26 protein-coding genes are annotated in these 25,696 nt (G+C 67.1%); 12 read left to right on the forward strand and 14 right to left on the reverse strand.

What is annotated here, in order from left to right:
* Positions 1–307: 307 nt before the first annotated feature.
* Complete coding sequence (locus AC1DT6_RS19165) at positions 308–1,072, forward strand: sulfite exporter TauE/SafE family protein (RefSeq protein WP_441637219.1); 765 nt, start codon at positions 308–310, stop codon at positions 1,070–1,072.
* Positions 1,073–1,095: 23 nt separating this feature from the next.
* Here the strand turns inward: AC1DT6_RS19165 and AC1DT6_RS19170 are convergent, their stop codons facing one another.
* Positions 1,096–1,581, reverse strand: a complete 486-nt coding sequence (locus AC1DT6_RS19170) for a GFA family protein (RefSeq protein ID WP_441637221.1) — start codon at positions 1,579–1,581, stop codon at positions 1,096–1,098.
* Between the two features lie 618 nt (positions 1,582–2,199).
* Here AC1DT6_RS19170 and AC1DT6_RS19175 point away from each other — a divergent pair.
* The 3 genes from AC1DT6_RS19175 (at position 2,200) to AC1DT6_RS19185 (ending at position 4,809) form a co-directional block, all read left to right on the forward strand.
* Complete coding sequence (locus tag AC1DT6_RS19175; RefSeq protein WP_441637222.1) at positions 2,200–3,072, forward strand: hypothetical protein; 873 nt, start codon at positions 2,200–2,202, stop codon at positions 3,070–3,072.
* 243 nt (positions 3,073–3,315) lie between these two features.
* On the forward strand, positions 3,316–3,936 hold the full coding sequence (locus tag AC1DT6_RS19180; RefSeq protein ID WP_441637224.1) for an N-acetyltransferase: 621 nt from the start codon (positions 3,316–3,318) through the stop codon (positions 3,934–3,936).
* A 222-nt stretch (positions 3,937–4,158) separates the two neighbouring features.
* Positions 4,159–4,809, forward strand: coding sequence for an HAD domain-containing protein (locus AC1DT6_RS19185; protein WP_441637226.1), 651 nt, complete (start codon positions 4,159–4,161; stop codon positions 4,807–4,809).
* 77 nt (positions 4,810–4,886) lie between these two features.
* Here the strand turns inward: AC1DT6_RS19185 and AC1DT6_RS19190 are convergent, their stop codons facing one another.
* The 6 genes from AC1DT6_RS19190 to AC1DT6_RS19215 all read right to left on the reverse strand — a co-directional run bounded on the left by AC1DT6_RS19190 (position 4,887) and on the right by AC1DT6_RS19215 (position 10,363).
* Positions 4,887–5,765 (reverse strand): DMT family transporter, encoded by an 879-nt coding sequence (locus AC1DT6_RS19190; RefSeq protein ID WP_441637228.1) that lies wholly within the window; start codon positions 5,763–5,765, stop codon positions 4,887–4,889.
* Positions 5,766–6,167: 402 nt separating this feature from the next.
* On the reverse strand, positions 6,168–6,746 hold the full coding sequence (locus AC1DT6_RS19195; protein WP_477114814.1) for a hypothetical protein: 579 nt from the start codon (positions 6,744–6,746) through the stop codon (positions 6,168–6,170).
* A complete protein-coding gene (locus tag AC1DT6_RS19200; protein WP_477111148.1) occupies positions 6,743–7,378 on the reverse strand; it encodes an SCO family protein in 636 nt (211 codons plus the stop codon). Before AC1DT6_RS19200 ends, AC1DT6_RS19195 begins: the two co-directional genes overlap by 4 nt.
* Positions 7,375–7,977 (reverse strand): c-type cytochrome, encoded by a 603-nt coding sequence (locus AC1DT6_RS19205; RefSeq protein WP_441637439.1) that lies wholly within the window; start codon positions 7,975–7,977, stop codon positions 7,375–7,377. The genes AC1DT6_RS19200 and AC1DT6_RS19205 overlap by 4 nt, the downstream gene beginning before the upstream one ends.
* Complete coding sequence (locus tag AC1DT6_RS19210) at positions 7,974–8,714, reverse strand: cbb3-type cytochrome c oxidase subunit II (protein WP_441637441.1); 741 nt, start codon at positions 8,712–8,714, stop codon at positions 7,974–7,976. Before AC1DT6_RS19210 ends, AC1DT6_RS19205 begins: the two co-directional genes overlap by 4 nt.
* Before the next feature lie 2 nt (positions 8,715–8,716).
* Entirely contained in the window at positions 8,717–10,363 is a 1,647-nt protein-coding gene (locus AC1DT6_RS19215; protein WP_441637443.1) for a cbb3-type cytochrome c oxidase subunit I, read from the reverse strand.
* Positions 10,364–10,671: 308 nt separating this feature from the next.
* Between AC1DT6_RS19215 and AC1DT6_RS19220 the strand changes: the two genes are divergently transcribed.
* The 4 genes from AC1DT6_RS19220 (at position 10,672) to AC1DT6_RS19235 (ending at position 15,024) form a co-directional block, all read left to right on the forward strand.
* Positions 10,672–12,105 carry an aminotransferase-like domain-containing protein gene (locus AC1DT6_RS19220; RefSeq protein ID WP_477101875.1) on the forward strand — a complete coding sequence of 478 codons (1,434 nt, stop codon included), beginning with the start codon at positions 10,672–10,674 and terminating at the stop codon, positions 12,103–12,105.
* A 1,300-nt stretch (positions 12,106–13,405) separates the two neighbouring features.
* Complete coding sequence (locus AC1DT6_RS19225) at positions 13,406–13,609, forward strand: SlyX family protein (protein ID WP_045236516.1); 204 nt, start codon at positions 13,406–13,408, stop codon at positions 13,607–13,609.
* 120 nt (positions 13,610–13,729) lie between these two features.
* Positions 13,730–14,323, forward strand: a complete 594-nt coding sequence (locus AC1DT6_RS19230; RefSeq protein ID WP_441637445.1) for a DUF1439 domain-containing protein — start codon at positions 13,730–13,732, stop codon at positions 14,321–14,323.
* A gap of 170 nt (positions 14,324–14,493) precedes the next feature.
* Complete coding sequence (locus AC1DT6_RS19235; protein ID WP_441637447.1) at positions 14,494–15,024, forward strand: fumarate hydratase; 531 nt, start codon at positions 14,494–14,496, stop codon at positions 15,022–15,024.
* Between the two features lie 411 nt (positions 15,025–15,435).
* Here AC1DT6_RS19235 and AC1DT6_RS19240 read toward each other — a convergent pair whose 3' ends face one another.
* A complete protein-coding gene (locus AC1DT6_RS19240) occupies positions 15,436–16,053 on the reverse strand; it encodes a DUF938 domain-containing protein (protein WP_441637449.1) in 618 nt (205 codons plus the stop codon).
* Positions 16,054–16,330: 277 nt separating this feature from the next.
* The gene (locus AC1DT6_RS19245; RefSeq protein ID WP_441637451.1) at positions 16,331–18,352 is read right to left on the reverse strand and encodes a PhoX family protein; all 2,022 of its coding nucleotides are present in this window, start codon (positions 18,350–18,352) and stop codon (positions 16,331–16,333) included.
* Between the two features lie 322 nt (positions 18,353–18,674).
* Here AC1DT6_RS19245 and AC1DT6_RS19250 point away from each other — a divergent pair, with 322 nt between their 5' ends.
* On the forward strand, positions 18,675–19,286 hold the full coding sequence (locus AC1DT6_RS19250) for an IMPACT family protein (RefSeq protein ID WP_477101874.1): 612 nt from the start codon (positions 18,675–18,677) through the stop codon (positions 19,284–19,286).
* Complete coding sequence (locus tag AC1DT6_RS19255) at positions 19,283–19,660, forward strand: 2Fe-2S iron-sulfur cluster-binding protein (RefSeq protein ID WP_441637355.1); 378 nt, start codon at positions 19,283–19,285, stop codon at positions 19,658–19,660. The genes AC1DT6_RS19250 and AC1DT6_RS19255 overlap by 4 nt, the downstream gene beginning before the upstream one ends.
* On the opposite strand, the gene AC1DT6_RS19260 is transcribed toward AC1DT6_RS19255, so the two are convergent.
* From AC1DT6_RS19260 to AC1DT6_RS19275, 4 genes are all read right to left on the reverse strand, one after another.
* Positions 19,657–20,766 (reverse strand): extracellular catalytic domain type 1 short-chain-length polyhydroxyalkanoate depolymerase, encoded by a 1,110-nt coding sequence (locus AC1DT6_RS19260; protein ID WP_441637357.1) that lies wholly within the window; start codon positions 20,764–20,766, stop codon positions 19,657–19,659. The two genes, AC1DT6_RS19255 and AC1DT6_RS19260, sit on opposite strands and share 4 nt — an antisense overlap.
* 142 nt (positions 20,767–20,908) lie before the next feature.
* The gene (locus AC1DT6_RS19265) at positions 20,909–21,664 is read right to left on the reverse strand and encodes a sulfite exporter TauE/SafE family protein (RefSeq protein ID WP_441637359.1); all 756 of its coding nucleotides are present in this window, start codon (positions 21,662–21,664) and stop codon (positions 20,909–20,911) included.
* Positions 21,665–21,671: 7 nt separating this feature from the next.
* Complete coding sequence (locus AC1DT6_RS19270) at positions 21,672–22,046, reverse strand: antibiotic biosynthesis monooxygenase family protein (protein ID WP_441637361.1); 375 nt, start codon at positions 22,044–22,046, stop codon at positions 21,672–21,674.
* A gap of 53 nt (positions 22,047–22,099) precedes the next feature.
* Positions 22,100–23,257, reverse strand: coding sequence for a cytochrome P450 family protein (locus tag AC1DT6_RS19275; protein ID WP_441637363.1), 1,158 nt, complete (start codon positions 23,255–23,257; stop codon positions 22,100–22,102).
* A gap of 91 nt (positions 23,258–23,348) precedes the next feature.
* Between AC1DT6_RS19275 and AC1DT6_RS19280 the strand changes: the two genes are divergently transcribed.
* Positions 23,349–24,038 (forward strand): ArsR/SmtB family transcription factor, encoded by a 690-nt coding sequence (locus tag AC1DT6_RS19280; protein WP_441637365.1) that lies wholly within the window; start codon positions 23,349–23,351, stop codon positions 24,036–24,038.
* Between the two features lie 85 nt (positions 24,039–24,123).
* Complete coding sequence (locus tag AC1DT6_RS19285) at positions 24,124–24,633, forward strand: DUF6630 family protein (protein ID WP_441637367.1); 510 nt, start codon at positions 24,124–24,126, stop codon at positions 24,631–24,633.
* Between the two features lie 52 nt (positions 24,634–24,685).
* Here AC1DT6_RS19285 and AC1DT6_RS19290 read toward each other — a convergent pair whose 3' ends face one another.
* Positions 24,686–25,615, reverse strand: a complete 930-nt coding sequence (locus AC1DT6_RS19290; protein WP_045236505.1) for a LysR family transcriptional regulator — start codon at positions 25,613–25,615, stop codon at positions 24,686–24,688.
* Positions 25,616–25,696 lie beyond the last annotated feature (81 nt).

Genomic DNA, 25,696 nt, shown 5'->3' on the forward strand with positions numbered 1-25,696 from the left:
CCGCGTTCTTGCCGGTATCCGGCGGTGGCAAAAGATCTTCCGAGCGCATTCAAACTGAACTGCATTACAAACGGCTTTCACGGAAGCAAATAAAACTGACGAAAGCACCGGAACATGGCAATTTCGAGGGAAAACCCTGACAAAGCCGTCGTATAGAGCACAAATCCAGCCACACCGCCGACGCTCGCCAAACCCACGTATCATTGCGCGCTTTCCGCTGCTCTTTTCCCTGTTCCGGCGGCCCGGCGGACGTTATCACGCCCCCATGCAGTGCACGCTCTTTGCGCCCCCCCAGCTTTCCATCCTCATGCCTGACCATTCCCTGCTGTCTTCCGCACTGATCTTTGGCCTCGGTGGCTTGCTGGGCGCCGTCGGCGGGCTATTCGGCATCGGCGGCGGCCTGATCGCCATTCCTGCGCTGGGGCTGCTCTACGGCATGGACCAGCAACTGGCGCAGGGCACCGCGCTGGTCATGATCGCGCCCAATGTGGTGATCGGCTTCTGGCAATACCGCCGGCGCGCGGACATCGCCCTGCGCACGGCGGCCGTACTCGGGCTGTCGGCGGTCGTGGCCACTTATGCCTCCGCGCGCCTCGCCACCGCCATCGATGCCGTGCTGCTGCGCCGCATCTTTGCCTGCTTCATGATCGGGCTGGCGCTTTATTTCCTGTGGCGCCTGCTGCCGGGGCGCGCTGCCACGGTGCAGCAAAGCCGCCTGTCACCGCGCTGGATTCCGGCGCTCGGCGCGGTGGGCGGCGCATTTTCCGGGTTCTTCAGTGTCGGCGGCGGCGTGGTGGCCGCACCTGCCCTGGTGGGACTGTTCGGCTACCGGCAGGCGGCGGCGCAAGGCCTTGCGCTGGCGCTGGTCACGCCCGGCGCGGTGGTGGCACTGGCCACCTACGCCCACGCCGGCCATGTCGACTGGGCCAGCGGCATGCCGCTCTCCCTCGGCGGCATGCTGACCATCTCGTGGGGCGTGGCGCTGGCCCACCGCATGCCGGAACGGCGGCTGCGCGCGCTGTTCGCCGTGTGCCTGATCGCCACCGCCGCAATCATGCTGGCGCGCGGCTGACAGCCGCCCGGTCAAGCGCCCGTCTAGCCTTGCAACCCCTTGCGCCGGTGCCACTCCGCCAGCGACTCGGCAGGCCAGGTACCGCAATGCACATGGCCCCTCCCCTTGGGCACATCAACCCAGGGCGCGGCATAGTCCAGCGCGGCTTCCACCACCTCCGGCGGCCTGGGCAGCGGCGTGTCGATCGCCGACGCGTGCGGATGCACAAGTTCCGGCCAGCGCGGATCCCACAGCCATAGTGCGCTGCCGCATTTCAGGCAAAAATGCCGCCCCGCCTGCGAGCGCCGCGCACGCTGGCCCGGCTCGCGTATCACGGCGTGATAGATACCGATATGCTTCTTGCCGCGAACCTTCAGGGTGCTCGCGTCGCCGCCCAGATTGATGGCATAGCCGCCGCTGCCAGCCGTCTTGCGGCAGATCGAACAGTGACAGTGCATGAAGGGATAGGGCGAGTCCGACTCCAGGCTGAAGCTGACCGCGCCGCAATGACAGGAACCTTCGAGATGCATGAGATCTCCCGTGAGTTCGGGGAGCATTCATTCTAGGCGGCAGGCGCCGGTCCGGAAGCGATGCGCAGGGCGGCTGGCTGGACAAGGCCGTCCCGATATGGCATAAGAGATGTTGCTGCCTGTAAACACACAGCGCTCCTGGCAGAATTTCCTACCCTTCATCCGAGACCACATGCTCCTCGTCCCGCACCTCAACGCAATCCGCCGGCATGCCATGCATGCCGCGGCCCTGCGTGCGTGCTCGGCACGGGGCGGCGTGCGCTCGTGCCGCGCCACAACGGCCGCGGCCTACTTCCATGGTTTCGCCGCCGTGCTTCTCTTGGCCGTGCGGGGAAACCAGGACTCACCAGCCCGGTCCTGACTTTCCCCGCACGGCACTTTGCCTGAGGGCGCCATCGTGCCCCTTGTCCAACGTGCAACCTGGGAGAAAGCCAATGTCTTCGTCTTCGATCTATCACAAGACCCTTTGTGCGATAGGCACCGTCGTCGCCGTCTACCTTCTCATCAATCTCTGATTGAGCACGGGGCACCGGCAAAGCCGTTGCCCCGTCATGGCCTTGCACGCCATTCCACTGCCGCGGCACGTCCGCGGCATTCATCACGCACGCCCATATCGCCATGGAGCTCACGAAGAATTTTGTCAAAGCCAAGCGCCCCTGCGCCGATGGCTACCGCTGGTTCGTCCGTAACCGCCAGGACGGCAGCGACTACCAGCGCCTGCTCGACGCCCTCGTCGAAGCCGGCCGCGTCGACGACGCCTGCTGGCTGCTGACGCAGTTCGGCCCCACCGATGCCGTACTGGCCGTGGATGCCATCGACGCAGAGGCCGTGGTCTTTGCCGGCTCGCTGCTGGTGCGCGGCGGCATCGACGTGGAGACCACGGTCAGGGCAGGCGGTGCCATCCAGGCCGGCGGCGGCATCCGCGCGGGCCGCGCCATCGTGGCCGGCGCGGACATCGTGGCCGCGGGTGGCATCCATTGCGGCGGCGTGCTGGAAACCGCCGGCGATATCAAGGCCGCATGGGGCATCGACGTGCTCGACGCCATCACTGGCGGCGGCAACCTGAAGGCGGGCTGGGATGTGCTTTGCGGCGGCAAGATCTCGCTGTCCGGCTGCGCGCTGGTTGGCCACGACCTGATTGCGCAGGCCGCCATCCATTGCGGCAAGAGCATTCGCGCCGGCGGCACGCTCGATGCGCGCCACACCATTCGCGCCGGCCACGGCATCGAGTGCGGCGCCTCGATCCGCTCCGGGATGCATCTCGAAGCGGGCTGGGGCATCAAGGCGCAAGAGGCCATCCTCGCCGAATGCGCCATCAAGGCCGGCGAGGGCCTGCAGGCGCGGGACGAAATCCGCGCGGGCGCGGGCTATGGCGTGTACGCCGGACTGGATGTGAGGGTCGATGCCTGGCCGGCGAGCGCGAAGGTGCTTGCCGCGGCGAAGCCCGAGGGTCTGGTGAGCGGCTGGTGGGAGGAACCCGCCATGCGCTGAGATGCCGCCGCGCGCGCACGGCCCTGCGTGACGCGGCGTCCCGCCTGAATCCCTTCCTTGATCCTTTCTCCGGAGGTAAAGCGATGTTCTACAAAGTCTTGCTGATCCTGGTCTTCTTCATGGTCGTGGTGTTTGCCCTGGCACGGGGCTTCCAGCACATGCCCGTTTAGCGCCTGCGCTACCTGGACCGATGATGAACCCCCATGCACCCCGCCCGGGGCGCATGGCAGCGAGGAGATTGCCATGGCCATCATGGCCCCAGTCATGACCTTCCCGTGGCTCGCGCGCAAGCTGGAACTGCGCATCGATGTCAGCCACCGTCCCGCCGAGCTCAACCAGGAGTTCGGCTCCATCTACGGCCGCCTCCACCGGCCGGGCGACCGCCTGCACGATATCCCGGAGGTCGCCACGGACTCGCCCGGACTCGTGATCCGCTATCGCGAGGCCGACGGCGAGTACTACGTCTATGTGGAAGACGTCGCACGCAAGCGGCTGGCCGGCTACACCGTCTTCAACCGGCTGATCGAGGTAGGCCGGAGCGCCGATCCCCACCTGCGCGCACCGCACTCCAAATACGAGACGGCCTACCAGCGGCGCGGGCTGGCCACCGCAATCTACCGGTGGGGACTCGATGCGGGCCTCTGCCTGATGAGCGGCGCGCGGCAGTCGCCCGGCGCCAACGCGCTGTGGCACGCGCTGTCCCGGCACTATGAGCTGGGCTATGTGGATTTGCGCTGCAAGACCCTGACCTATCTCGGGCGCACGGTCAGCAGCCAGGTTCACGACGACCTGCACACGCGCATGATCCTGCTGGGCAAGGGCTGGAGCGTCGAGCGGCTGTCCGCGGCCACCGGCATGCTGTAGCGCAAGGTGTGCGGCTTCGTGAAAACCGGCTGCCGGAAGTGGATCGCCCCGCCAAGTTGTTTCTTGCCGAAACATATCGGTCGGGCGAATCGCTGATTTTTACCAAGTCGCATCTCAAGTTACAGATATGTTGCAACTTAGGCATTCCGTGCCTCTCCAGATTTCCGTGGTTGCGTCGTAATCTTCAAACGTGCCAACCAGGCGCTGCAACCAAAGGAAATCATGTCAGAACGCCTCATCATGCTCGACGTCCCCGGTGTCCTCTATTCGAGCCGCTCCGAGGCTCGGCTGGGCGGAATCCCCGATACGGGTACCCTGCGCGACGTCCGCTTCTTCGATCCCGTCGCCCTCGGTTTTGTGCGGCGGCTGTTCGGCCTGGCCGGTGCCCGCGTGGTGATCTCCGAGGCATGGCGCCGCGGCGTTCCCGCCGCCATCCTGCAGCAACTGGATCTCCAGGTCGAGGGCATGACGCCCGATGTGCCCGGCGGCCACGCCGCGCGCATCGCGGCTTACTTTGCGCACCGCCCGGCACCGCCGGCCTTCGCCATCCTGACCTGCGACACCGCATCGATGCAAGGCGAGCAATACGCGCACCTGCGTCCCCACGCGGTAGCGGTGAACCCCGCCGAGGGACTGACGCCCGCCAACTTCAGGCAGGCGCTCGATATCCTCGGTGTGGCGTGCCCGTCCACCCTCTGCCTCGACACACAGCCCGACGCTGGCCTGGAAGCCCGGCTGCAACGGCTGCGCCGCCTGGCCCGCGAAGCGCCCGCGCGTTTCGAGGTGGGCACCGTCGCCGCACCGCTGTTCCAGGCCGTGCCCGAGCTGGTCTTGCCAACGCAACGCCCGGAGACGATGCTGGCGCACGCCTGATACGCTGCCCCGCTTCGCAAAGCCGGCCCCGGCCCGCTGCGCGCCTTCAGGCGCGTTTGCGGCCGGGGCCGGTTTCGTTACCGGGCGCGCGCTTGTTCGCCGGCTTGTTCGCTGAACACCAGCACCAGCCCGAGCACGATCGCCACCATGCCCCCCATGCTCAACGCGGCAAGGCGATTACCCAGGAACAGGTAATCCATCAGCGCGGTCACGGCCGGCACCAGGTAGAACAGGCTGGTGACGTTGACCAGGCTGCCCGCCTGGATCAGCTTGTAGAGCAGCAGCGTGGCGCCTACCGAAATCACCAGCGCCAGCCACGCGAGCGACAACACAAAGCCGGCCGCCGGCATCACGTCCATCGGCTGGAACGGCACGAACAACAGGCACAGCGCCAACCCCGCGCAGTACTGCAAGGGCAGCACGTCGAGCGGCGCCTGCCGGATGGTCTTCTGCAGGATGGCGCCGATCGTCATGCAGGCCAGTGCCGCCAGCGCGAAGCCCATGCCCGGCGCCGAAAAACGCGCCATGCCGATGCCCTGCCAGACCACCAGCACCAGTCCGCCCAGCGCCACGGCAAGGCCGGCCAGGCGGCGCGCTGAAAAGCGCCGCTCCACCAGCAGCAGGGTCAGGATCGGCTGCACGCCCAGCACCGTTGCCAGCACGCCAGGCGTAATGCCGCGCGCCAGCGCCAGCAGGTAGCAGATCGAGTACGCACCGGTCAGCAGCAGCCCCGCCGCTATCACTTGCAGCCGCGTGCCCGCCGCGGGCAACCAGCGGCGGCGCCATGCCGCGAGTACCAGAAGAACGGCCAGCGCGAGCGCGAAGCGCGCGACCAGCAGGGCAAAAGCGGAAGCATATTCAAGCCCCAGGCGCGCGAAGATCGCGCCGCTGCTCCATAACAGCACGAAGAGCGTGGTCGAGCCATACGCGCTCAGGGCGGTTTTGTTCAAAGCCATGAAATTCACCTGTCACGGGAAATCGATCGGCTCCGGCGCGCCCCGGCGTCACGCAGGCGCGAATTGCGCCCTGGCGCCAGTCAGGGAAAAGGCCGGAGCAGGATAAGACCGGAAAAAGCCGGAAAAGACAGGGCTGCGGATCAGCCCAGCACGGCAACGGGCGGCGGCGCAAGGCCAGCCCCCGCGCGCGGCGGCGAGGTGACAGGAGGAGCGAAAGCGGCGGCACACGGCCGGACCGCACCCGGAAGGGTGGCGATGGCGGCAAAAGCGTTGTGCGCGGCGTGGATCATGATGGTCCGTTGAAGATGGGATACCTGGCCCGCAGGCCGAAGGATGCCGCAACATTACACCATGCCAAAGCGCAAGACAACGCCGCCTGCTTGCCGGTTGCCGGTTGCCGGGCTATGCGGCTGGCTCGGGATCCACCGCCAGCCGGCTGGCGATCGCGAACAGCCACACCGCCAGCAAGGCCAGCGCCCACAGCACCAGCGCCCGGCCCGCAACCAGTTGCTCGTCGATCAGGTAGGTGCTGCATAGTTGCGCATCCGCCTCCTGGTACAGCAAGCCGGCAGTCAGCATCATCCACACGCCGTTGATGACAAAGAAGCCCTGCAGCACGGGGCCGGCAGCCTGCCAGGAAGCGCGCGCCAGCAAACCCGCGAGCACCATGCYCGCGACCTTGGCCATGCCAGCCGGGGCCGACAGCGTGGCCTCGTCAAGCGCCACCGGCAGCATCCAGTAGCTGGCGATGCACCACGCTGCCAGCAGGCCCGGCAGGCCGGCGGCATTCCATGGAGCCAGCCAATCCGCCAGCCGCCGGCCGGCGCAGCGCGCGGCCCACCAGCCCAGCAGCGCGAGCAAGGGCAATTCCAGCCCCATATGCCTGGCCATGGTGGCCTCAAGCCACGGCCGGAACAACGCGGCCAGCGCCAGCAGCACGCCGGGCAGGCAGGGTAGCCAGCCGCGCGCCGGCGCCTTCACAGCCAGCTCCGCAGTACGTCGGCCAGCGCCAGGTCCGGCCGCTCCACATCGTAGGCGGCAGCCAGCCGGCCGTCCCCGTCGACCAGGAACAGCGCGGCATTGTGCGAGTAGCCGCCCAGGCCATCGGGCAGCACGACGATGCCGAAGGCGTCGAGCAGGCTGCGCAGGCGCGCAGGTTCGGCCACCGTGGCAAAGGTCCAGAGCGCCGGATCTGCACGCAGGGTGCGTGCATAGGCGCGCAGCACAGCGGGCTGGTCATGCACCGGGTCGAAGCTCAGCGTCAGCAGGCGCACGCTGTCCTGCAAGCGGCGCTCGCGCAATTGCTGCTGCAGCCACGCCTGCCCCGAAGCACTGGTGCGGCAAACCGCCGTGCACTGCGTATAGACGAAGGTCACCAGCGTGAGCGGAGCACCGCCCTTGGCCGCCGCCGCGCCGCCGAATGCGTGGCGCGCGCCGGCCTGGTCGAGCAGCACCAGCGCCGGCAGTTCGCGCGGTGCGCGGGCAAGATCAAGGCGGCGCGCGCCATCGGCGCTGACCGTGCGCAAGCCGCGCGTGGTGGCGAACACCGCCGCGCCGGCCGCCGCCAGCACCAGCGCCACCATCAGCAGCGTCTTGCCCCACGCGCGCGTCATGGCTTGGCGGCACCTCCCGCCCGGATGAATGCCTGCAGCGCCTCGCCGCCGTGCCAGGGCTCCTTTTGCGCGGTGGAAGCGGCGCGCGCCGCCGCTACCTGCGCGGCCTCCACCGGCGCGGCGCCGTTGCCCCACTGGCCGCGGATATGCGTGGCCAGCGCCGCGATCTCCGCGTCGGAGAACTGTTCGCCGAAGGCGGGCATGGCGCCGTTATAGGTGGTACCGAGCACGTCCAGCGGGCCGGTCATGCCGTGCAGCAGGATCTGCGCGAGCTGGTCCGGCTCGCCCGTGACCCAGGGCGAGCCGGCCAGCGGCGGGAACACGCCGGGAATGCCTTGCCCGCTGGCCTGGTGGCAAGCCTGGCAATTGGCCGCGAACAACTGCTTGCCGTCGGCCACGGTGCCCTGCCCTGCCGGCGCCGCCAGCGCGGCGACGTCGCGCCGGTCGCCCAGCGCGGCGCTGCCGTCGGCCCGCTCGATGGCGATGTAGCTGACGGCCCAGACCAGCAGGCCGCACACCAGTGCCAGCACTACCTTGGGCACCGGATTGTGCTGCTCGTGCGGATCGGCGTTCTCTGTCTTGTGGGCGGGTGGTTTCATCGGAGCGGAGCCACGCCGGCGGCGGAAGGTGCCGGCGAGCTGGAAGTGGATTGGGTGGAAGCGGCCGCACCGCGCGGGATGGACGGTGCGACCGGAAGGGCGGCAAGCGTGGCGCTGCCGGGTGCTTGCGCGGGAACGGCGGCCGCGGCGGACTGGTCCACCACAGGGTACGTGTGGCGCATGCCGATCAGGTAGGCCACCAGGTCCAGCGCCTGGGGCGTGGCCACCACCACCTTGCCGGGCGGCACCGTGCCGCCGGGCAGCGCGACAACCTTGTCGCTCTTGCTCACCGCGCCTTCCGGCTTCAGCTCGAACAGGAACGGATAACCCGGCATGATGCTGTCCGCCACGTAGGCGCGCGGCTGGTAAAGATGGCCGAGGTGCCAGTCGGCGCTGGGCTGGCGCACGCCGATATTGAACAGGTCCGGGCCGGTGCGCATGGTGCCGAGCAAGGGCGGGCTGTCGTAGTGATAGTCGGCCGCCACCGATGGGCGGCCCCAGCCGCGCTGCCCGTCGGCGCGCCCGGCGCCGGTGGAACTGGGCTGCTGGGTGTGGCAGGCAATGCAGCCGTTGGCGAGATAGACCTCGCGGCCGCGCAACTGCTCGCTGGTATAGGGCGCCAGCGCAGCGGGCGCGGGCACATCCTTGAGTTGCAGGAAGGGCACCACGATCATGGCCGAGGTGGCGAGCGAGAGCGTGACCATGGCCCCGCCCACAAGTTTGAGTTCGTTTTCCATGTTCAGGCAGCCGCTTGGGAAACCATGCGATCGGTCTGCGCAAGCGCGGAAGGACGCAAGACCATCAAGGCAAAGTGGAAGGCAAAGACAAGGTGCCCCAGCGTCATCAGCGCGCCGCCGAGCGAGCGTCCCTGCAGCCAGGGCAGCGTGACCGCCACCGAGTCCATGAAGGGGCGCGCCGGGTCCAGCAACGCCAGGCCCTGCAGTACGCCGCCGATGCTCAGCGTGATGAGGTAGGTGAGGAAGCCCGCCACCACCAGCCAGAAATGCAGCGAGATCAGCGCCGGCCGGGGCCACGGCGCATCGACCATGCGCGGCAGGGCAAAGTAGATGCCGCCGAAGATTACCATCGACACGAAGCCGTACATGCCAAGGTGCGCGTGCGCTACCGTGAAGTGCGTGAAGTGCGTCACCGCGTTGAGCGAGCGCAGCGCCTCGAACGAGCCCTGCACCGATGCCAGCGTGTACATGATGGCGCCGAACACGATGAAGCGCAGCGTGGCCGAGTGGCGCAGCGCGCCAAAATGCCCCTTGAGCGTCAGGTGCTGGTTCACCGAGAACGCAGTCACCGGGATGATCATCATCACGCTCTGCACGATCGACAGCGTGATCAGCCACGGGGGAATCGGCCCGCCGATCAGGTGGTGCGCGCCGACCTGGCCGTAGAAGAACGCCAGCGTCCAGAAGCCCAGCAGCGACAGGTTGTACGAGCGCACCGGGCGCCCGATCACCTTGGGCAGGAAGTAATACACGGCGGCAAGCGACAGCGGCGTATAGAACAGCCCCAGCACGTTGTGGCCGAACCACCAGTTCATCGTGGCCTGCTCCACGCCGAAGTGCACGCCGGGGATCTTGGCAACCACATACAGCACCGGAAACCAGAACAGCGCCGCGCCGATATACCAGACCGACACGTACAGATGGTGCACCCGGCGCTTCTGCAGCATGAACGCCAGCGGCAAGCCGATCAGCATCCCGCCCAGTGCGAACAGCAGGCCCACCTGCCATGGGATCTCCAGCCATTCCATGCCGGCATTGATGCCCACGGCAATGGCACCCAGCCCCGCCACCAGCCCGGCATTCCAGACCAGCGCGCCGATCATGGCGAAGCGCCCGCCCAGCAGCGGCGTGCGCAACAGCCTGGGCAGCATCCACAGCGTCAGCCCGAGCAGCCCCATCGGCGCCCAGCCGTAGGCCACCGCGTTCAGGTGCAGTGTGCGCAGGCGGCCAAAGGTCAGCCAGGCCTGCCCGGTCAGCAGGTCGGGCATGTGCAGCTTGAGCGAACTGAGCAGCCCGGCGGCGGAAGCCACCACCAGCCAGACCACGGCACAGCTCAGCATCAGCAGGGCCGGCAGGGAACTGGAGCGATCGGCCTCATGGCGCGCGGCCAGTTCGGCTTCTAGATCGGCTCGGGCCGCCGCGGCGACGGATGCGGTCTGCCGGTTGGACGCAGCGCCGGTCCACAGCGCCTGCTGCTGCGCGGCATCGCTCGACGGCTCTTCCGGATGGCCGATTTCGCCAGACGCGAAGATGGTGCGCGCACCAGCCGACTCGAGATCGAACAGGCCCTTGCGCAGCGACCAGATAAAGGCAAACAGCCCACCTACGGACAGCAGGAAGGTAGCTAACAACAGACTCGTGGGATCCATGTTTTTCCTTGCACTCCCCACGACGGCGCCACGGCCGCCGCAGTCAACGGACAGCGCTGAATGCTAAGCAGACAAGACAGGACCGAACAGAAGCAGATCAACACGAATCGACCGGATCAGGGGGATTGGCACGCGACAAGTTGCCGCAGTGCACATATCCCGGCTGATTCGTTGCCGGCGCGGCATCGCCACTGCACCGTGCCCTTTGCTGATACGGTACAGTCATCAGAATCCGGCCATGTGCCAAACAGCGAATTCCCGAACCGCCGATGCCGCGCAGCAAACCACCCACCTCCCGCCAGCCCCAGATGGAACCGCCCATCGGCACGCTCTATGAATTGCTGGCCGACGACATCGCGCAATCCATCCAGGCCGGCACGCTGCGGCCCGGCGACCGCCTGCCTTCGGTGCGGCAGGCCAGCGCCAGCCGCTGCCTGAGTCCCTCCACGGTGTTCCAGGCGTATTACCTGCTAGAGGCGCGCGGCCTGATCGTCGCGCGCCAGCGCTCGGGGTACTTCGTGGCGAGCACCACCCGCGTGCTGCCGCCGGAGCCCGAGGTGGCATCGCAGCCGGGAGAAGGCTCGACCGAGCTGAATGTGAGCGACCTGGTCTTCGACGTGCTGGCGTCGGCCAAGCAGCGCGACCTGGTGCCGCTGGGCTCCGCGTTCCCGAGCCCGCTGCTGTTCCCGCTGGAACGCCTGGCCAAGTCGATGTCCGGGGTGATCCAGCACCTGGACCCGTGGAGCTCGGTGGACGACATGACGCCGGGCAATGCCGGCCTGCGCCGCCAGATCGCGCTGCGCTACCTGATCGACGGGCTCACCGTGCACACCGATGAGATCGTCATCACCAACGGCGCGCTGGAAGCGCTGAACCTCTGCCTGGCGGCAGTCACGCGGCCGGGCGACGCGGTCATCATCGAGTCGCCCACCTTCTATGGTGCGCTGCAGGCGCTGGAGCGCCACGGACTGCGCGCCATCGAAGTGCCCACGCATCCGCGCGAAGGCATCGAACTCGACGCCCTCGCCCGCGCGCTGGAGCGCCATCGCCCGAGCGCATGCTGGCTGATGACCAATTTCCAGAACCCGCTGGGCAGCCTGATGCCCGACGCCAAGAAGCGCGAACTGGTGAAGCTGCTGGCGCGCTTCGAGGTGCCGCTGATCGAGGACGATGTGTACGGCGAACTGTACTTCGGCAACAAGCGGCCGACGCCGGCGAAGGCGTTCGACACGCAGGGCCTGGTGATGCATTGCGGCTCATTTTCCAAGTGCCTGGCGCCGGGATACCGGATCGGCTGGGCCGCGCCGGGACGCTTCGCGCGCGAGGTGGCACGGGCCAAGCTCACCAGCACGTTGACGGTGGCCGCGCCGACGCAGGCGGCCATTCTCAATTATCTGGAAAAGGGCGGGTATGACCGTCACCTGCGTCAGTTGCGGCAGGCGCTGGCGCAGCGGCAGGACGCGTTCGCGCAGGCCATCGCGCGGCATTTTCCGGCGGGTACCCGGGCTACGCGGCCCGCTGGCGGGTATTTCCTGTGGATTGAAATGCCGGTGGGGACCGATAGCCTTGCATTGCATCGTTTCGCGCTTTCCCATGGGATCAGTATTGCGCCCGGGCCGATTTTCTCCGCGCATGGGGGGTTTCGGCATTGCTTGCGGATTAATTGCGGGCATGATTTTGATGAGCGGAGTGACGCTGCGCTGGCTACGTTGGGGAGGTTGGCCAGGTTGACGATGGAGTAGGAGTTTGATGCATGGGGTGGCGTCGTCTTGCGCTCGGTTGTGGTTTTTTTTTGGTGGCGGTGCGGGTTGGTGGACGATTGGATTTCTGCGCTGGTGGTGTTGCTTGATCGGTGTTGGTTTTTGCACCCAACAGCCATACGACATCCCCCCTGCGGGGGGCTGCCGGTGCGGGTTGGTGGACGATTGGATTTCTGCGCTGGCGGTGTTGCTTGATCGGCGTTGGTCTTTGCACCCAACAGCCATACGACATCCCCCCTGCGGGGGGCTGCCGGTCACTTTTCTTTGCGTTCGGCAAAGAAAACTAACGAAAAGAAAGCCGACCCTGCCGGGGGCAGAGCAATCAGGCTGTTCGGCGGTAGTGATTGCGTCGTACGGGCAGCGGCTTCGGCTGGCGTGCCCTACCGGCTTGAAGGGCCGCGCCACTGCGGATGGCACCGGTTTCGTGGTGCGGCCCCTGATGGCGGGCGCGGCGCCCATTCGGCCATCTGCCGTTCGCGGTGCAAGGGGCCGCTGCATTTCATACCTTGCTGGTCTCGTGGTTTTGTCTCCGACGGCAGATACCCTGCCATTTGACACCCTGCCGTACCGGCGCAAGCCGCGGCTGGAAATCGGCCATCTTCGTTTCGTGGTGGGCGCAGTGGCCCCGGGCGAACGCGGTAGGGTGTAGCGATGATGTTGTGCGGTTCAGCTGCCAATTCGTGAGCGAGGCCGCAGGCGACTGAATGCAGGCCACCGCGCCCACCACGAAACCCATTATTGCGAAGTTGCGCGGCGCCCAACCCTGCGAACGGCAGGGACCGAACAATCGCCGCGCTTGCCGTCGGAGACAAAACCACGGAACCAGTAAGTCCCGAAGAATCGTGGCCCGTTGCACCGCGAACGGCAGATGGTCGAATGGGCGCTGCGCCCGCCATCGGGGGCCGCACCACGAAACCGCTGGGGCATGCGGTAGTGCTGCCATTGAAGCCGGTAGGACATGCCAGCCGAAGCCGCTGCCCGTTCGACGCAATCACTACCGCCGAACAGCCTGATTGCTCTGCCCCCGGCAGGGTCGGCTTTCTTTTCGTTAGTTTTCTTTGCCGAACGCAAAGAAAAGTGACCGGCAGCCCCCCGCAGGGGGGATGTCGTATGGCTGTTGGGTGCAAAAACCAACACCGATCAAATAACACCACCAGCAAAGAAACCTCACCAAGCCCTTGAGTCCAACAGCCGACACCGCCCACTCACACCATCAACCCCCATCAAAAAGCCACCCAACCATTAAGCCTTACAATTCCCCACCCCCCAGGAAAACACAAAAATGGATTCCCGCCTGACCGAACTCGAAATCAAGGTTGCCTTCCAGGACGACCTCCTCGACAGCCTCAACCTCGCCGTAGCACGGCAACAACGCCAGATCGACCTGCTGCAAGAGCAGTTGCAGGCGCTCTACCAGCAAATGCGCTCCAGCGGCACCGGCGGCGCCGAAGGCGGCCCACAGCACGAAATCCCGCCGCATTATTGAGAACGCATGGCGGCACTCCGCAACAACAAAATCCGCCTCGATTGAACAAAGCCATCACCACCGCGGTCAGACCGGGTAACGCGCAAAACGCCAACCTGGAGGCACCGCAGCATGCCGACCATGCAACCCCGCACCCGGCTCCTGCCCGCACGGTCCATCCGCGCCAGGACCTTGAAAGCCGTCACAGCACTCACCATGCTTGGCGCCGCCACCGCCTGGGCCGGCTATAACGTCTGGACCGGCGAATACACATTCACCCGCGAGGAATTGCAGGCTGCCGTGGAAAAACGCTTTCCCGCAACGCTGCGTTATGGCCAGGTAATCGACGTGCAACTGACGCATCCGCGCCTGGTATTCGACGGCGCCAATAATCGCGTGACCACCCAGATGGACGCGCAACTCGGCAATACCTTGCTGCCGGCACCGCCGATCAACGGCACGCTTTCGCTCAGCAGCGCACTCAAATACGATCCGGCAAAACGCGCCGTGCTGCTCGACAATCCATCCGTCGAGCGGGTCCAGGTAAACGGCATGCCGGCGCAATATGGGGAGCAACTGAACGCGATCGGCGCCGTGGTGGCGCAGCAGTTGCTACGCGATTACCCGCTTTACACCTTCACGCCGGAGCAATTGCGCATCGCCGGCAAAGATGTGGAACCAGGCGCCATTACTGTGCTGCCCGATGGCATCAAGGTTCAGGTCAATACGCGTTAAACGCAATACGTATTGCGTATTCGCATCGATTGCCCCTGCCATTGCCGTGCAGGAAATGTTGTATCCGCGCACGCATTCAGCCAGGAACCACACCGATTAATATCACGGCGCGCGAGTAATGCCGCGCGACCGGTTATACTCCGCGCTCCTACAACTAACGGGTAAATACAATGGCCGTAGCTAAGAAAGTCGCACAAACCAGCGCAGCAGCAAAGACCAAGCCGGCAGCCGCCAAGAAGGCAGCAGCACCGGCAAAGAAGGCCAGCGTGCTGGCTCGCGAACTGGCAGCTGCAAAGAAGGGCCTGCTGAAGCTGCGCGCTGACGCGAAGAAGGCGATCGAAGCCGCCAAGCGCGAAATCAAGGTGGCTGCCGAAGCCGCCAAGCAAGCCGTGCTGGCAGAGCGCCAGGCCGCCAAGGAAAAGCTGGCAGCACAAAAGGCAAAGGCCAAGCCCGCTGCCAAGAAGCCGGTGGTGAAGGCCGCCGTGGCAAAGAAGGCTGCAGCCAAGCCGGCCGCCGCCAAGAAGGCCGCTGCACCGAAGGCAGCAGCTCCGAAGGCCGCCAAGCCGGCCGCCGCTCCCAAGGCAGCAGCTCCGAAGGCTCCCAGGAAGGCCGTCGCGAAGAGCGCCGCCAAGAAGCCGGCAGCACCGAAGAAGGCCGTGGCCGTCAAGGTCGAGGCAGAAGCGCCTGTCGCCGCGAAGTAAATCGCGCGAGGGCCAGCGCGGCGGGCGGCCCGGACATGCGCGCGGCAATCCGCGCCATGCTTCGACCCCCTTTCGCGCACCACTTTTGTGCGAACCGGCTGGCGCCTGGCAGGGCCAGCCGGACATCTCCTTTCGAAATTCCCCGTCTTTCCAGCAGTCCTGACCGATCGGCCAATTCGGCACGATCGCGTGAACACGCGCCCCGGCCCCCCCGCATTCCCGGCATCATTTCTGCCAGATCTCAAGCCAATACTTGAGCCAATACTTCAGCCGATGCGTCAGCCAAGAGTTAAGCGGACACCCGGCCGGAAAACCCAAATCGCCCTTTCCGCGATTACCTGCCCCCGGCATTAGCCAGCATCCATCCAGGCAAATCGGGCCGCGATCCGCCAGCATTCGGCCGGCAGTTTCCTATTTTCGGAATACCAGGCTGAAGTTATTGGCTGGCATCGGGATTGGCTCATCCATGCGGAAACCCTCGGCCTGGCCCAGCACCGCCACGTCCTCCATATTGCGCACGCCCCATTCCGGGTCGGCATTGCGCAACTGCGCATCGAACGCGGCATTGCTCGGCGCGGTGTGTTCGCCGTTGCGCCGGTAGGGGCCGTACAGGTAAAGCACGCCGCCGGCCGGCAACAGGCGCCCGGCGCCGGTGAACAGCGCCTGGGCCGCCGCCCACGGCGCGATGTGGATCATATTGATGCAGACCACCGCCTGTGCCGCTTCGATGCCCCAGGATGGCTGGCGCACGTCCAGCACCAGCGGCGCAAGCACGTTGGCCACGCCGGCATGCGCGGCCCAGCCTTCGATCGACGCGCACGCCGCCGCGTCGGGATCGCTCGGTTGCCAAGTCAGGTCCGGCAGCGCGGCGGAAAAATACGCCGCGTGCTGGCCGGTACCGCTGGCGACTTCCAGCACCAGGCCGCTCTGCGGCAATACCCAGCGCAACACGGCCAGGATGGCGTCGCGATTGCGGTCGGTGGCCGGCGCGATCCGGCGTGCGTCAAGTTGGCCATCTTGGTTCGGCATGTCGTTTCTCCTGTTATGGGGACGGAATAGGGCGCGGAACATCGAGCCACCGCCAATGTGCTGCCGCAAGCGTAGCAGGCATGCCCCACCCCCCGCCACCGGGGCCGCCTTCGGCCTGTCCGGTTGCTCACGCCGCCAAACCCAGGGGGCACAAAGCAAAACGCCCCCGACGACGTTGTCATCGGGGGCGTTCAGCCACGCGGGCCTGGACCGTCCCGCGGCCAGGATTACCGTTGCTTGCGCACCGGCTTCAACCTCCGCGTGGTCCAGTCCGCACTCAGGCCTTGCTCGTCTTGACGCTGGTGACATCGGCTGTCAGGTAGCCGACTGCCGCGCCAAAGCGGTCCTTGTAGTTGGCACGGACCAGCGGATCCAGCGCGGCCTTCACGGTGTTATGCAGGCTGCTCCAGTCGCCGGCGTGCTGGAAGTTGCTCATGATGTAGGTCCAGCCGTTGAGCTCGTCGACCGCATGCAGGCCGGTCGATTCGCCACCCGACGGCACCGACAGCAAGCGCGACAGCTTCTTGGTGTCGACGTTGTAGGCCCACAGGAAGTTGTTGACGTGCTGGCCGCTGTCTTCGCCGATAAACAGGGTGCGCAGCTTCTCCGAGAACTTGAGGTTGTCCGGATTGGCGATCGTCTCGGGGTCGCCGGTGTTGCCCAGCGCATCCGCGCCGATGTCCTTGCCGACGATCAGGGCCTTGGTATGCACCGGCACCCATTCGCTGTTGATCGCGGCGCCGTCCAGGTCCTTCTGGCCGCCGGCGAGGTTGTGCTGCATCACGCCGCCAGCCTTGAGCGCGGCGGGCAGCGAGATGCCGCTTTGCGCATTCCAGCCCTTGGCGTTGTTCGTGACCATCGAGTCCTGGATGTTCTGCAGCGCGGAGTAGGCCACCTTGTCCTTGATATTGACGGTGGTGCCTTCCATCTTGGTGAAGCCCATGCTGCCGCCCTTCAGGTAGGCGTAGCGGTGGGTTTCCAGGAAGGCGGCGGCCTTGTCCTTGCCCTGCAGGATCTTGACCCATTGCGCCTTGCCGCCGGAGAAGATCTTGGTGTATGCCGAATCGCTGGGATCGGCCCACTTGACGTCCATGACGTCGACCGGGCGGTTTGACTTGGCCATCGCCTCGACTTCTGCGCTGGTGGCATGGCCGAGCTTGACCCAGGACAGGTCCGCGCCGGAAGCCGCCGGATCGATGGAGAAGCCTGCACCGATCTTGGCAACGTACAGCGTGCCGGCGGAGAGGTCCTTCTCCTTGTCGGCCACGAACATGAACAGCCCGCTGTTGGTGGCGTCGTCACCCATCAGCACGGTGCGGTTGTCGGGCATCACCTGCACGAGTTCGTGCGAGATGCGGCCCAGGCAATAGTGCTTCCTGATGGAACCGGTGCCGTCGGGATTGACAGTCACTTCGGGCAGATGGCCATACAGATAGGGGTTGAACGCGATGTTCGCATTGCCGTACAGGTTCTTGGCGAACTTCGTGTACTGATCCGTCTGGTCGGTGTAGGTCGGAACATCCGCCGCATTGGGGAACGTTTCCGGCTCGTACTCTTCGCTGGACAGGTGGGTGTTCCACGGCGACAGGCTGGCGCCGCAGGTGATCCACAGGCCGTTGACGCCCGAGGTGTCGACGTTGTGGTACTTGACCAGCGCCAGCTTGCCGGTGGCCGGGTCCTGATCCAGCGTGAGCACGGCGATCGGCGACGGCAGGCGGCCGTAGGTGTCGGTGCCGAGCTGGTCGCGCGTGGTGTATTCGAACTGCACGACGGCGAATACGGTGTTGCCCTTCACGCCGGCCACCTTGGCGCCGTCGATCTTGAGCAGCGAGGTGCCATCCGGCGAGTCCGAGAAGAACTGGCGTTCCTTGCCGGCCACCGACGTGTCGATGATGGGCTGGTTGTTGATGTCGACATAGCCGCCCGCCAGGATGGTGCCGCCCTGGCCGTCCGGGACCATGTCGCCGGTGACGAAGAAGGGCTGGTAGGCCAGCTTGAAGGTCTGGCTGCTGCCATCGCTGAACGATACCTTCAGGCTCGAACCCACCGTGGTGGTCGCCATCGCTGCCGGGTTGGCCAGCGTGGGGGCCGCCATGCCGGTGAACTCGGCGGTGGTGAAGGTGGCGGCGGCGGGTGTGCCGGGTGCCGGTGCCGGCGCCGGCACCGGCGCGGCTACCGCGTCGCCGTCTCCGCCGCAACCAACCAGGAAGGCGGAAGCGCCAAGGCCCAGCGGCAGCATGGGTGCGCCGGCCAGGAATTTAAGCGCCTTGCGGCGGGATGCGTCCGGTTTGTCGAGCATTCTTCTTTCCCGTTTCGTTATGTGAGTGATTGGGCGGCGCGCGCTGCGCCGCCTTGCCGCGCGCTTGTGGGGAGCCGCGCGGCGTTCAGGCCGATTCGCATCCTATGAATGATTTGTTACAACTTGTTGAAAGTGTCTTAAATCGCAGACATCCAGGGACCGCCCGCGAAATCAGCCTAACCAGCGTAATCAGGGCAATCCGCGCATCCCGGACGGCCGCGGCCGCTGTTGTACACTGGCGCACGCTCCCTGCCAGGAGCTGATTCCCTTAGCTCTCAGCCCGCCGGCGCCGCTTATGGCCCGCCGTGACGCGGCCCCACCCGTGCCGACTTACACCCTCGCTTCTCCCGTCCAGGCGGACCTGGAAATCCGCAAAAGCCGTTTCATCGGCTACGCGATGCCCGTGCAGGACCGCGCAGCGGCCATGGCCGAACTACAGCGCCTGCGCGAAGCGCACGCCACCGCCACCCATGTCTGCTGGGCCTTGCTGGCAGGCGGCCAGTCCGGCATGTCGGACGATGGCGAGCCTTCCGGCACAGCCGGCCGGCCCATGCTGGAGGTATTGCGCCACCATGAACTGGAAGGCGTGCTGGCGGCCGTGGTGCGCTACTACGGCGGCATCAAGCTGGGCGCGGGCGGGCTGGTGCGGGCCTATACGGATGCCATCGCCGCGGCGCTGAAGGATGCGCAGCGCATCGAGCGCATCGCCTATGCCGAACTGGTTGCGGAGGTGGACTACGCCGACGAGGCGCGCGTGCGCCGCTGGATCGAGCAGGAGGGCCACGTGCTGGCGCATGGCGAGCATGGCGCCGCCGCCCGGCTGACGATCCGCCTGCCGGCCAGCGCGCTGGACGCGGCGCGGGCCGCGCTGCGCGACGCCACGCATGGCCGCGCCCGCTTTCCCGGCGCGGACGATGGCGAGGCGCAGCCATGAACAACGGCCCACACGCGCCCGGTTCGGGTTCCGGCGGCGCGGCCGATGCCGCCACGCCCCCCTCGCCACCTTCGCCGGCCTTTGCCGCGCGCGTCGAACCACTGGGCAGCAGCTTTCCCGCCTTGCCCACGCAGACGCTGCTGGAAGCCGCGCTGCTCGCCGGCGTGCAACTCCCCAGTTCCTGCCGCAATGGCACCTGCCGCACCTGCCTGTGCCGGCTGTCCGCAGGGCGGATTGCCTATCGCATCGAGTGGCCGGGCGTGAGCTTCGACGAACGCGACGAGGGCTATATCCTGCCCTGCGTGGCGTATCCCGAGAGCGATGTGGTGATAGAGGCGCCGCTGGCGCGCCTGCCGGACGCTTCCCGCGCTTAAGCCACACTGACCAACTTGCGCCTTCGCGCCGGCACGGCCCGCGCAGCGAGGCACTGCATGAAGAACTGCCACGCGATGCGCAGCGCATCCGGGCCGGAAGGATCGGCAAAGGCCTGGCTGGACGGGCCGCCGCTCCACGCATGCCCGAGCCCTTCGATCCGCACCAGGCGGACATAGGGCTGCCGCTCGCTCGACCATGCGTAGACGCTGAAGGGCCGCCGCTGCCCGCGCTGCCCCCGGCGTGGTGCGGCCAGCACGGGTGCTTGCGGCAACAACTGCTGCCACAACGCGGCCGAAGCCAGCGCGTTGTCGAAGTGCACCACGTGATCGGCATCCCCGTGCACCAGCAGCAAGGGCGGCGGGCGGCGCCCCGCCAGCAGCAGCCGCGCGGCCGCCACGTCGGGGTGGCCCTTGCCTTGCATGACGCGCGCCGCCTGCGCGGCGTTGGACGCGCTCAGCGGCACCGCGCCGGAATGCGAACCCACCGCGGCGAAGCGGTCCGGATAGCGCAGCCCCAGTATCTGCGCCATGGCGCCGCCGGCCGACAGGCCAAGCGCGAACACGCGGTCGCGGCGAATCGGGCGCTGCTGGCACACATGCTCGACGATGGCCATCAGCAGGCTCGCCTCGGCCGCCACGCGCGCGGAAGCGCCGAACCAGTTCCAGCACCGCTGCGCGTTCGCGTGGGAGGATTGCTCGGGCATCAGGACCACGCAGCCCGCGCTGCGCGCCACCACCGCGGCGCGGGTACATGTGGCAAAGCTGGCCGTGTCCTGGCCGCAACCATGCAGCAGCACCAGCATAGGCGCCGGACGCGAAGCGCTCACCCCTGGCGGAATAAACAGCCGGTAACGGCGCTGCACGAGCGGCCCCAGCCCCCAGCTTCCTTCTTCCCAGCGCCCCCCGCCACGGCCTGCCGGCGCCGGCACCGGGGACACGACACCGCTCAACACGCGTTGCGTGGCCTTGCTCATGGCCTCGCCCTGCCTCACCGCCGTTTTGATTGCGGACTTCGTGACCGTGCGCTGCGCGCGCCGCATGTTGCGGGCGGCGATCTTGCCGAGGGTGCTCCAGAGTTTGCTGCCACTGCTCTTGCGACGCGTCATCGGCGGCATCTCCTGCGCGGGGTGATGGAATGCGCCGTCAGGGCGCATGGCTGGCATGGACGCGCAGCGTTTCGCTGCAGCGCACCACCAGTATGCCGTGCAGCGGGAAGTTCTGTCAGGCTTTCCCTCGCCTTCAGCAAGCCTAGAAGACCCCACGCAGCGCCAGTTCGGCGCCGAGCAGCAGCAGCCCGCAAAAGAACACCTTGCGAAACCGCGCCGGGCTGATGCGATGGCGCAGCCATTGGCCGACGAACATGCCGCCCAGCGCGGGCAACAGCGCCAGCACCGAAGCGCCCAGGACGGGCGTATGCAGCAACGCGCCATTCATCGCCAGGCTCACCGCAAGCGCGATGGTGGACACCGTGAACGACAAACCCAGTGCCTGCACCAGCGTCTCCCTGTCCAGGTCCAGGCCCTGGATGTAGGGCACCGCCGGAATCACGAACACGCCCGTGACGGCGGTGATGACACCGGTGATCACGCCGGCCAGCGGTCCCAGCCAGGGTTCGGCGGCAGCCGGCACTTTCGGGTGGAAGGCGGCCAGGCCCAGCACCGCGTACAGCACCAGCGCCACGCCCAGCCAGGACGTGGCATGCGCCATCAGGCTGGCCGGCAGCAGCGCCGCCGCCAGCCATGTGCCCACGCAGATGGCCGCCAGCATGGGCCACATCCGTCGCATCAGCTGGCCCAGCCGCGGGCCGCTGTAGAGTTGCACCACATTGGTCACCATGGATGGCGCGACCAGCAGCGCCGCAGCCTGCGCGGGTGGCATCGCCAGGCCGAGCAGCCCCATCGCCACGGTCGGCAGGCCCAGCCCCACCACGCCCTTGACCAGCCCGGCGAGCAGGAAGGTAAAGCCGATCAGCGCCATCTGCGCGCTCAGGAACGTCGAGTCCATGGCCCGCTCACTCCGCCCGCGACGCAGGCGCCGCGATGGGCTGGTGCACCGCGCGGCTATCCGCCGGCGCCTGCTCGCGCTCGTTCAGGCCATAGTCGCGCAGCACGTGCGCCACCCGCAGGCGATAGCCCGCGAACACGCCGCCGCGCCCGGCCGACTGCGCGTGGCGGTGCTCCATCGTGTTGCGCCAGGCCATGACCGCGGCCTCGTCACGGAAGAACGAGAGCGACAGCAGCTTGCCCGGGTTGGTCAGGCTCTGGAAGCGTTCCACCGAGATAAAGCCGTCGATGGCTTCCAGCGTGGGCCGCAACTGTGCCGCGAGGCTCAGATACGTCTCCATCCGCCCCTCGGCGGGTTCGACTTCGAAGATGACTGCGATCATGGTGATTGTCCTTTTGTGATTGCGGTGTTTCAGGTGCCTGGCCGTTCAGGCACTCAGAGGAAATGCGGAATGCGCGTATTGAGCGAGGGCCGGTAGCGGAATGCCCGCACCAGCGCAGCGGGATCCGCGCCGCGTGCCAGCAGCGCGGCAACCACCGCCTGTGCCACCGAGGCGGCCAGCGCATCGCCGGGACACGCATGACGGCCGGCACCGAAGGTCCACGGCCGAGAGGCCTTGTCCGCGCACTCGCCCGGCATGCGCTCGTCGAACGAAGCGGCCGCCAGCACCAGCAGCACCCCATCGCCGGCCTTCAGGTCCGCGCCGCACAGGCGTGCATCGGTGGCCAGGAAGCGCCGTGTGTTCTGCACCGGCGGATCTTCGCGCAGCACCAGCGCGGCGACATCGCGCAACGCGCCGGATTCGTCCGGGCGCCGGCCTTGCGCCATCTCCCTGCCAAGCCGCACCAGCATGTTGCCGACCAGTCCGGCGGTGGCCTCGCACGCTTGTATCAGCAGGCCAATCGCATTGGTGGCGATCACCGCTTTCGCCACGCCGGCGGCAAGGGCTTCGCGTTGCAGCGCATCCAGCGGCCGGCCTGGCGCGGAGGCCGGCGCGCCCGCCGATAAGCTCTCGCGCATCCACGCCTGCAGCCAGGTGGCCGCCTCGCTCCCGGCGGCAATCTCCTGCGCGGTTGCCAACGGCGACATGGCCCGCGCGAATGCCGTCACCTGCGCAGCGGCCTGCATCGCCACACCGGGCTGGCCTGCTACGGCCAGGCCGAGCGCATCGGCCACGGCCAGCACCGGCAGAGAGAACATCCAGTGATTGACCGCAGCACCAGGCTGCGTCAGGTCGAAGGGCAGACCCTGCGCCAGCGCCGACACGCGCTGCCGCATGCCGCCCAGTTCCAGGGCCGCCATGCGTTTGAGCAGCACGCCCTTGAGCGGCGCGTTCCACGCGCCATCGTTCATGCGGATCAAGCCGCCAAACAGCGCGCCGGCAGGGCTGCCGGCCAGCCCGGGAGGCACTGGCTGCGCGGGCGGCCTCACGCGGCTGGCGGGATGCGCCAGCACCGCCGCGACCTCGGCAGCGCCGGCGGCAACCCACAGTCCGAGCGCCTCGTCGCGATAGAAAGGCCGGCGCGCGGCGAGGCCGCGGTAGTAGGGCGCCGGGTCGGCATGGGTGACGGCGGCAAGCGGATCTGACGGCATCGGGATCGGCATGGGCATCGGTGTGGGAACGCGGTTGATATTGGTGAGTATGCGTCTATACTGCGATCGTTGTTTCACCGCGAGATGAACTATGGAATACGCGCCCAGCATCAGCCAGATGGCCGGCCTGCTTGCCGACCCCGGACGGGCCGCCATGTTGTGGGCGCTGATGGACGGCAGCGCGCGCCCGGCTGGCGAGCTTGCTGTCATCGCCGGTTTGTCGGCATCGTCCACCAGCGGCCACCTTGCGCGGCTCAGCGAAGGGGGGCTGCTCGCGGTGCAGACGCGCGGGCGCAATCGCTACTACCGGCTTGCCACGCCCGAGATCGGCGTTGCCATCGAGGCGCTGGCCAGTGCGTCGCTGGCGAGCCAGCCGCCGCGCGTGCGCGCGGTACCCGCCTCGCGCACCGCGCCGGCGGCGCTGCGCCAGGCCCGCACCTGCTATGACCATCTCGCGGGAGAGCTTGCGGTTGCACTGTTCGAGCGCATGTCGCACGCCAACTGGATCGTGGTGGCCGGCACGGCCGTCGACCTGACCGAGAGCGGCACGCAAGGCATGGCGCAACTCGGCGTGGATCTCGACGTCGCGCGGCGCAAGCGGCGGCAGTTCGCCTGCACCTGTCCCGACTGGAGCGAACGCAAGCCGCACCTGGGCGGCGCGCTCGGCGCGGCGCTGCTCGAAAGCCTGATGGCCCGCAAATGGATAGAGCACACGTCCACCTCGCGCGCGCTGCGCGTGACGCCGCGCGGGCAACGCGAGATCTTGCGCATCGCCACTTGAGCGGCTGGCGCGCTTGCCCGGTTGGAATCCCCGTTTTCAAATGCGCCGGAACGTCATGGCGCCGCACCCATGGAGGGCTGATGCGATGAGCGATGAACTGGATGACGAAACGCACCGCGCGCTCTGGCGCCTGATCGAGCTGATCAACTTCGACGATCCCGTCATGATCGAGAAGCAGCAGACGCTGTTCGACGAGGCACTGGCCAGCTCGGACGACGCGGATGCGGTCGAGGGCCAGGAGCTGCTGTGGGTCCTCAAGGACGTCATCGACTGGGAGTCCGGCTTCTATGTGGACTGGAAAGACGCGCCGTCTTTCATCAGCTGCATGGACGAGCTTTGCGACCGCCTCGACATCGAACTCGACTGGGGCGTGGAAGATCCCGAAGACGAGGCGTTCCTGGAAAAAACCAGCGTGCCCGAGCTGATGGAACTGGCGCACGAGCAATTGCGCGTGGCCGGCATCACGCTATGGAACTGGGACACCGAGAGCGACGCCTATGCCGGCTGGCTGGCGCGCGGCGAGGACGATGAGGAGATGATCGGCCTGGGCGAAACACTGGGGCTGGAGATCAGGCCCGGCGACCAGCCGTATTGAGAGCGAGCGGATGCGGGTCCGCCTCCTCCGGGCCGGGGACGTTCCCTGTTAGTCAGTTGAAGTTGGGCTCTGTGTCGACAATTTCCGCGCCCCCAGGCCCCAACGTCTCCTCCAGCACATCGAGAAACACCCTCACGCTGGCCGGCATCAGCTTGCGCGCAGGCATCAGCACATAGACCTTGAGCGGCGCAGACGAATAAGCAGGCAACACCCGCACCAGCCGCCCCTGGTCCAGTTCGTCCTGCACATAGCGCGGCGACAGCCGCGCCACGCCCAGCCCGTCCAGGGCGGCCTTGAGCCGGATCTCCGCGTTCTGCGTGCGCATGCGCGGCTCCACCGCCAGGCTCGCCACCTCCACGCCATCGCGCAGGAACTCCCAGCGCCGGTCGTCGGCATTGCCCAGCGTCGGCCAGCTCGCCAGATCCTGCGGCGTGCGCGGCAATCCGCGCGCGCGTATCAGCGCCGGCGAGGCAAAGAATCCGCGATCGATCAGCACCACGCGTTTGCTGGCGAAGGAGCTGTCGAGCAAGCCGGTGTGGGTCATCACGAACACCAGGTCGTAGCCCCGCTCGACCAGGTCGGGCTGCTCCCAGCTCACATCCACCTCGACGCGCAACTCGGGATGCAGCCGCAGCAGCCGCGTGAGGCTGGGCGACAGATGCAGCGAGCCAACCTCGTACGGAGTGGAAATGCGCAGGGTGCCGCTGACCTGCTCGCTAACGGACACCGCCTCGGCGCTGATTTCGCGCAGTTCGTTAAAGAGCGGGGCGACCCGGTCGTAGAGTTGCTGGCCCCGTTCGGTCACCCGCACGCGGCGCGTGGTGCGCTCGAACAGCCGCACACCGAGTTGCACCTCAAGCCGGGACACCGCCGCGCTGGCCGACGACTTCGGCACATCGGCCAGGTCGGCCCCTTTGGTAAAGCTCGCGCCTTCCACCACCCGGCAAAAAATCTCCCAGTCCTTCCATTCGATCGTCTTCATGCGCCAATCCCTTTTGCCGCCTTGGGCCGCCTTACGCGCGCCATCGGTCGTGCGCGTCAATGCGGGCGATTGTCCCATATG

The organism is Cupriavidus sp. 01L45 (assembly GCF_056399885.1).

Bases quoted from the DNA above. Each gene is read 5' to 3' on its own strand.
- AC1DT6_RS19290 (WP_045236505.1), bottom strand. From the start codon at position 25,615: ATGAAGACGATCGAATGGAAGGACTGGGAGATTTTTTGCCGGGTGGTG.
- AC1DT6_RS19210 (WP_441637441.1), bottom strand. From the start codon at position 8,714: ATGGAAAACGAACTCAAACTTGTGGGCGGGGCCATGGTCACGCTCTCG.
- AC1DT6_RS19280 (WP_441637365.1), top strand. From the start codon at position 23,349: ATGGAATACGCGCCCAGCATCAGCCAGATGGCCGGCCTGCTTGCCGAC.
- AC1DT6_RS19205 (WP_441637439.1), bottom strand. From the start codon at position 7,977: ATGAAACCACCCGCCCACAAGACAGAGAACGCCGATCCGCACGAGCAG.
- AC1DT6_RS19270 (WP_441637361.1), bottom strand. From the start codon at position 22,046: ATGATCGCAGTCATCTTCGAAGTCGAACCCGCCGAGGGGCGGATGGAG.
- AC1DT6_RS19180 (WP_441637224.1), top strand. From the start codon at position 3,316: ATGGCCATCATGGCCCCAGTCATGACCTTCCCGTGGCTCGCGCGCAAG.
- AC1DT6_RS19240 (WP_441637449.1), bottom strand. From the start codon at position 16,053: ATGCCGAACCAAGATGGCCAACTTGACGCACGCCGGATCGCGCCGGCC.
- AC1DT6_RS19235 (WP_441637447.1), top strand. From the start codon at position 14,494: ATGGCCGTAGCTAAGAAAGTCGCACAAACCAGCGCAGCAGCAAAGACC.
- AC1DT6_RS19190 (WP_441637228.1), bottom strand. From the start codon at position 5,765: ATGGCTTTGAACAAAACCGCCCTGAGCGCGTATGGCTCGACCACGCTC.
- AC1DT6_RS19255 (WP_441637355.1), top strand. From the start codon at position 19,283: ATGAACAACGGCCCACACGCGCCCGGTTCGGGTTCCGGCGGCGCGGCC.
- AC1DT6_RS19260 (WP_441637357.1), bottom strand. From the start codon at position 20,766: ATGACGCGTCGCAAGAGCAGTGGCAGCAAACTCTGGAGCACCCTCGGC.
- AC1DT6_RS19285 (WP_441637367.1), top strand. From the start codon at position 24,124: ATGAGCGATGAACTGGATGACGAAACGCACCGCGCGCTCTGGCGCCTG.
- AC1DT6_RS19225 (WP_045236516.1), top strand. From the start codon at position 13,406: ATGGATTCCCGCCTGACCGAACTCGAAATCAAGGTTGCCTTCCAGGAC.
- AC1DT6_RS19175 (WP_441637222.1), top strand. From the start codon at position 2,200: ATGGAGCTCACGAAGAATTTTGTCAAAGCCAAGCGCCCCTGCGCCGAT.
- AC1DT6_RS19230 (WP_441637445.1), top strand. From the start codon at position 13,730: ATGCAACCCCGCACCCGGCTCCTGCCCGCACGGTCCATCCGCGCCAGG.
- AC1DT6_RS19245 (WP_441637451.1), bottom strand. From the start codon at position 18,352: ATGCTCGACAAACCGGACGCATCCCGCCGCAAGGCGCTTAAATTCCTG.
- AC1DT6_RS19170 (WP_441637221.1), bottom strand. From the start codon at position 1,581: ATGCATCTCGAAGGTTCCTGTCATTGCGGCGCGGTCAGCTTCAGCCTG.
- AC1DT6_RS19220 (WP_477101875.1), top strand. From the start codon at position 10,672: ATGGAACCGCCCATCGGCACGCTCTATGAATTGCTGGCCGACGACATC.
- AC1DT6_RS19265 (WP_441637359.1), bottom strand. From the start codon at position 21,664: ATGGACTCGACGTTCCTGAGCGCGCAGATGGCGCTGATCGGCTTTACC.
- AC1DT6_RS19275 (WP_441637363.1), bottom strand. From the start codon at position 23,257: ATGCCGTCAGATCCGCTTGCCGCCGTCACCCATGCCGACCCGGCGCCC.
- AC1DT6_RS19185 (WP_441637226.1), top strand. From the start codon at position 4,159: ATGTCAGAACGCCTCATCATGCTCGACGTCCCCGGTGTCCTCTATTCG.
- AC1DT6_RS19165 (WP_441637219.1), top strand. From the start codon at position 308: ATGCCTGACCATTCCCTGCTGTCTTCCGCACTGATCTTTGGCCTCGGT.
- AC1DT6_RS19200 (WP_477111148.1), bottom strand. From the start codon at position 7,378: ATGACGCGCGCGTGGGGCAAGACGCTGCTGATGGTGGCGCTGGTGCTG.
- AC1DT6_RS19215 (WP_441637443.1), bottom strand. From the start codon at position 10,363: ATGGATCCCACGAGTCTGTTGTTAGCTACCTTCCTGCTGTCCGTAGGT.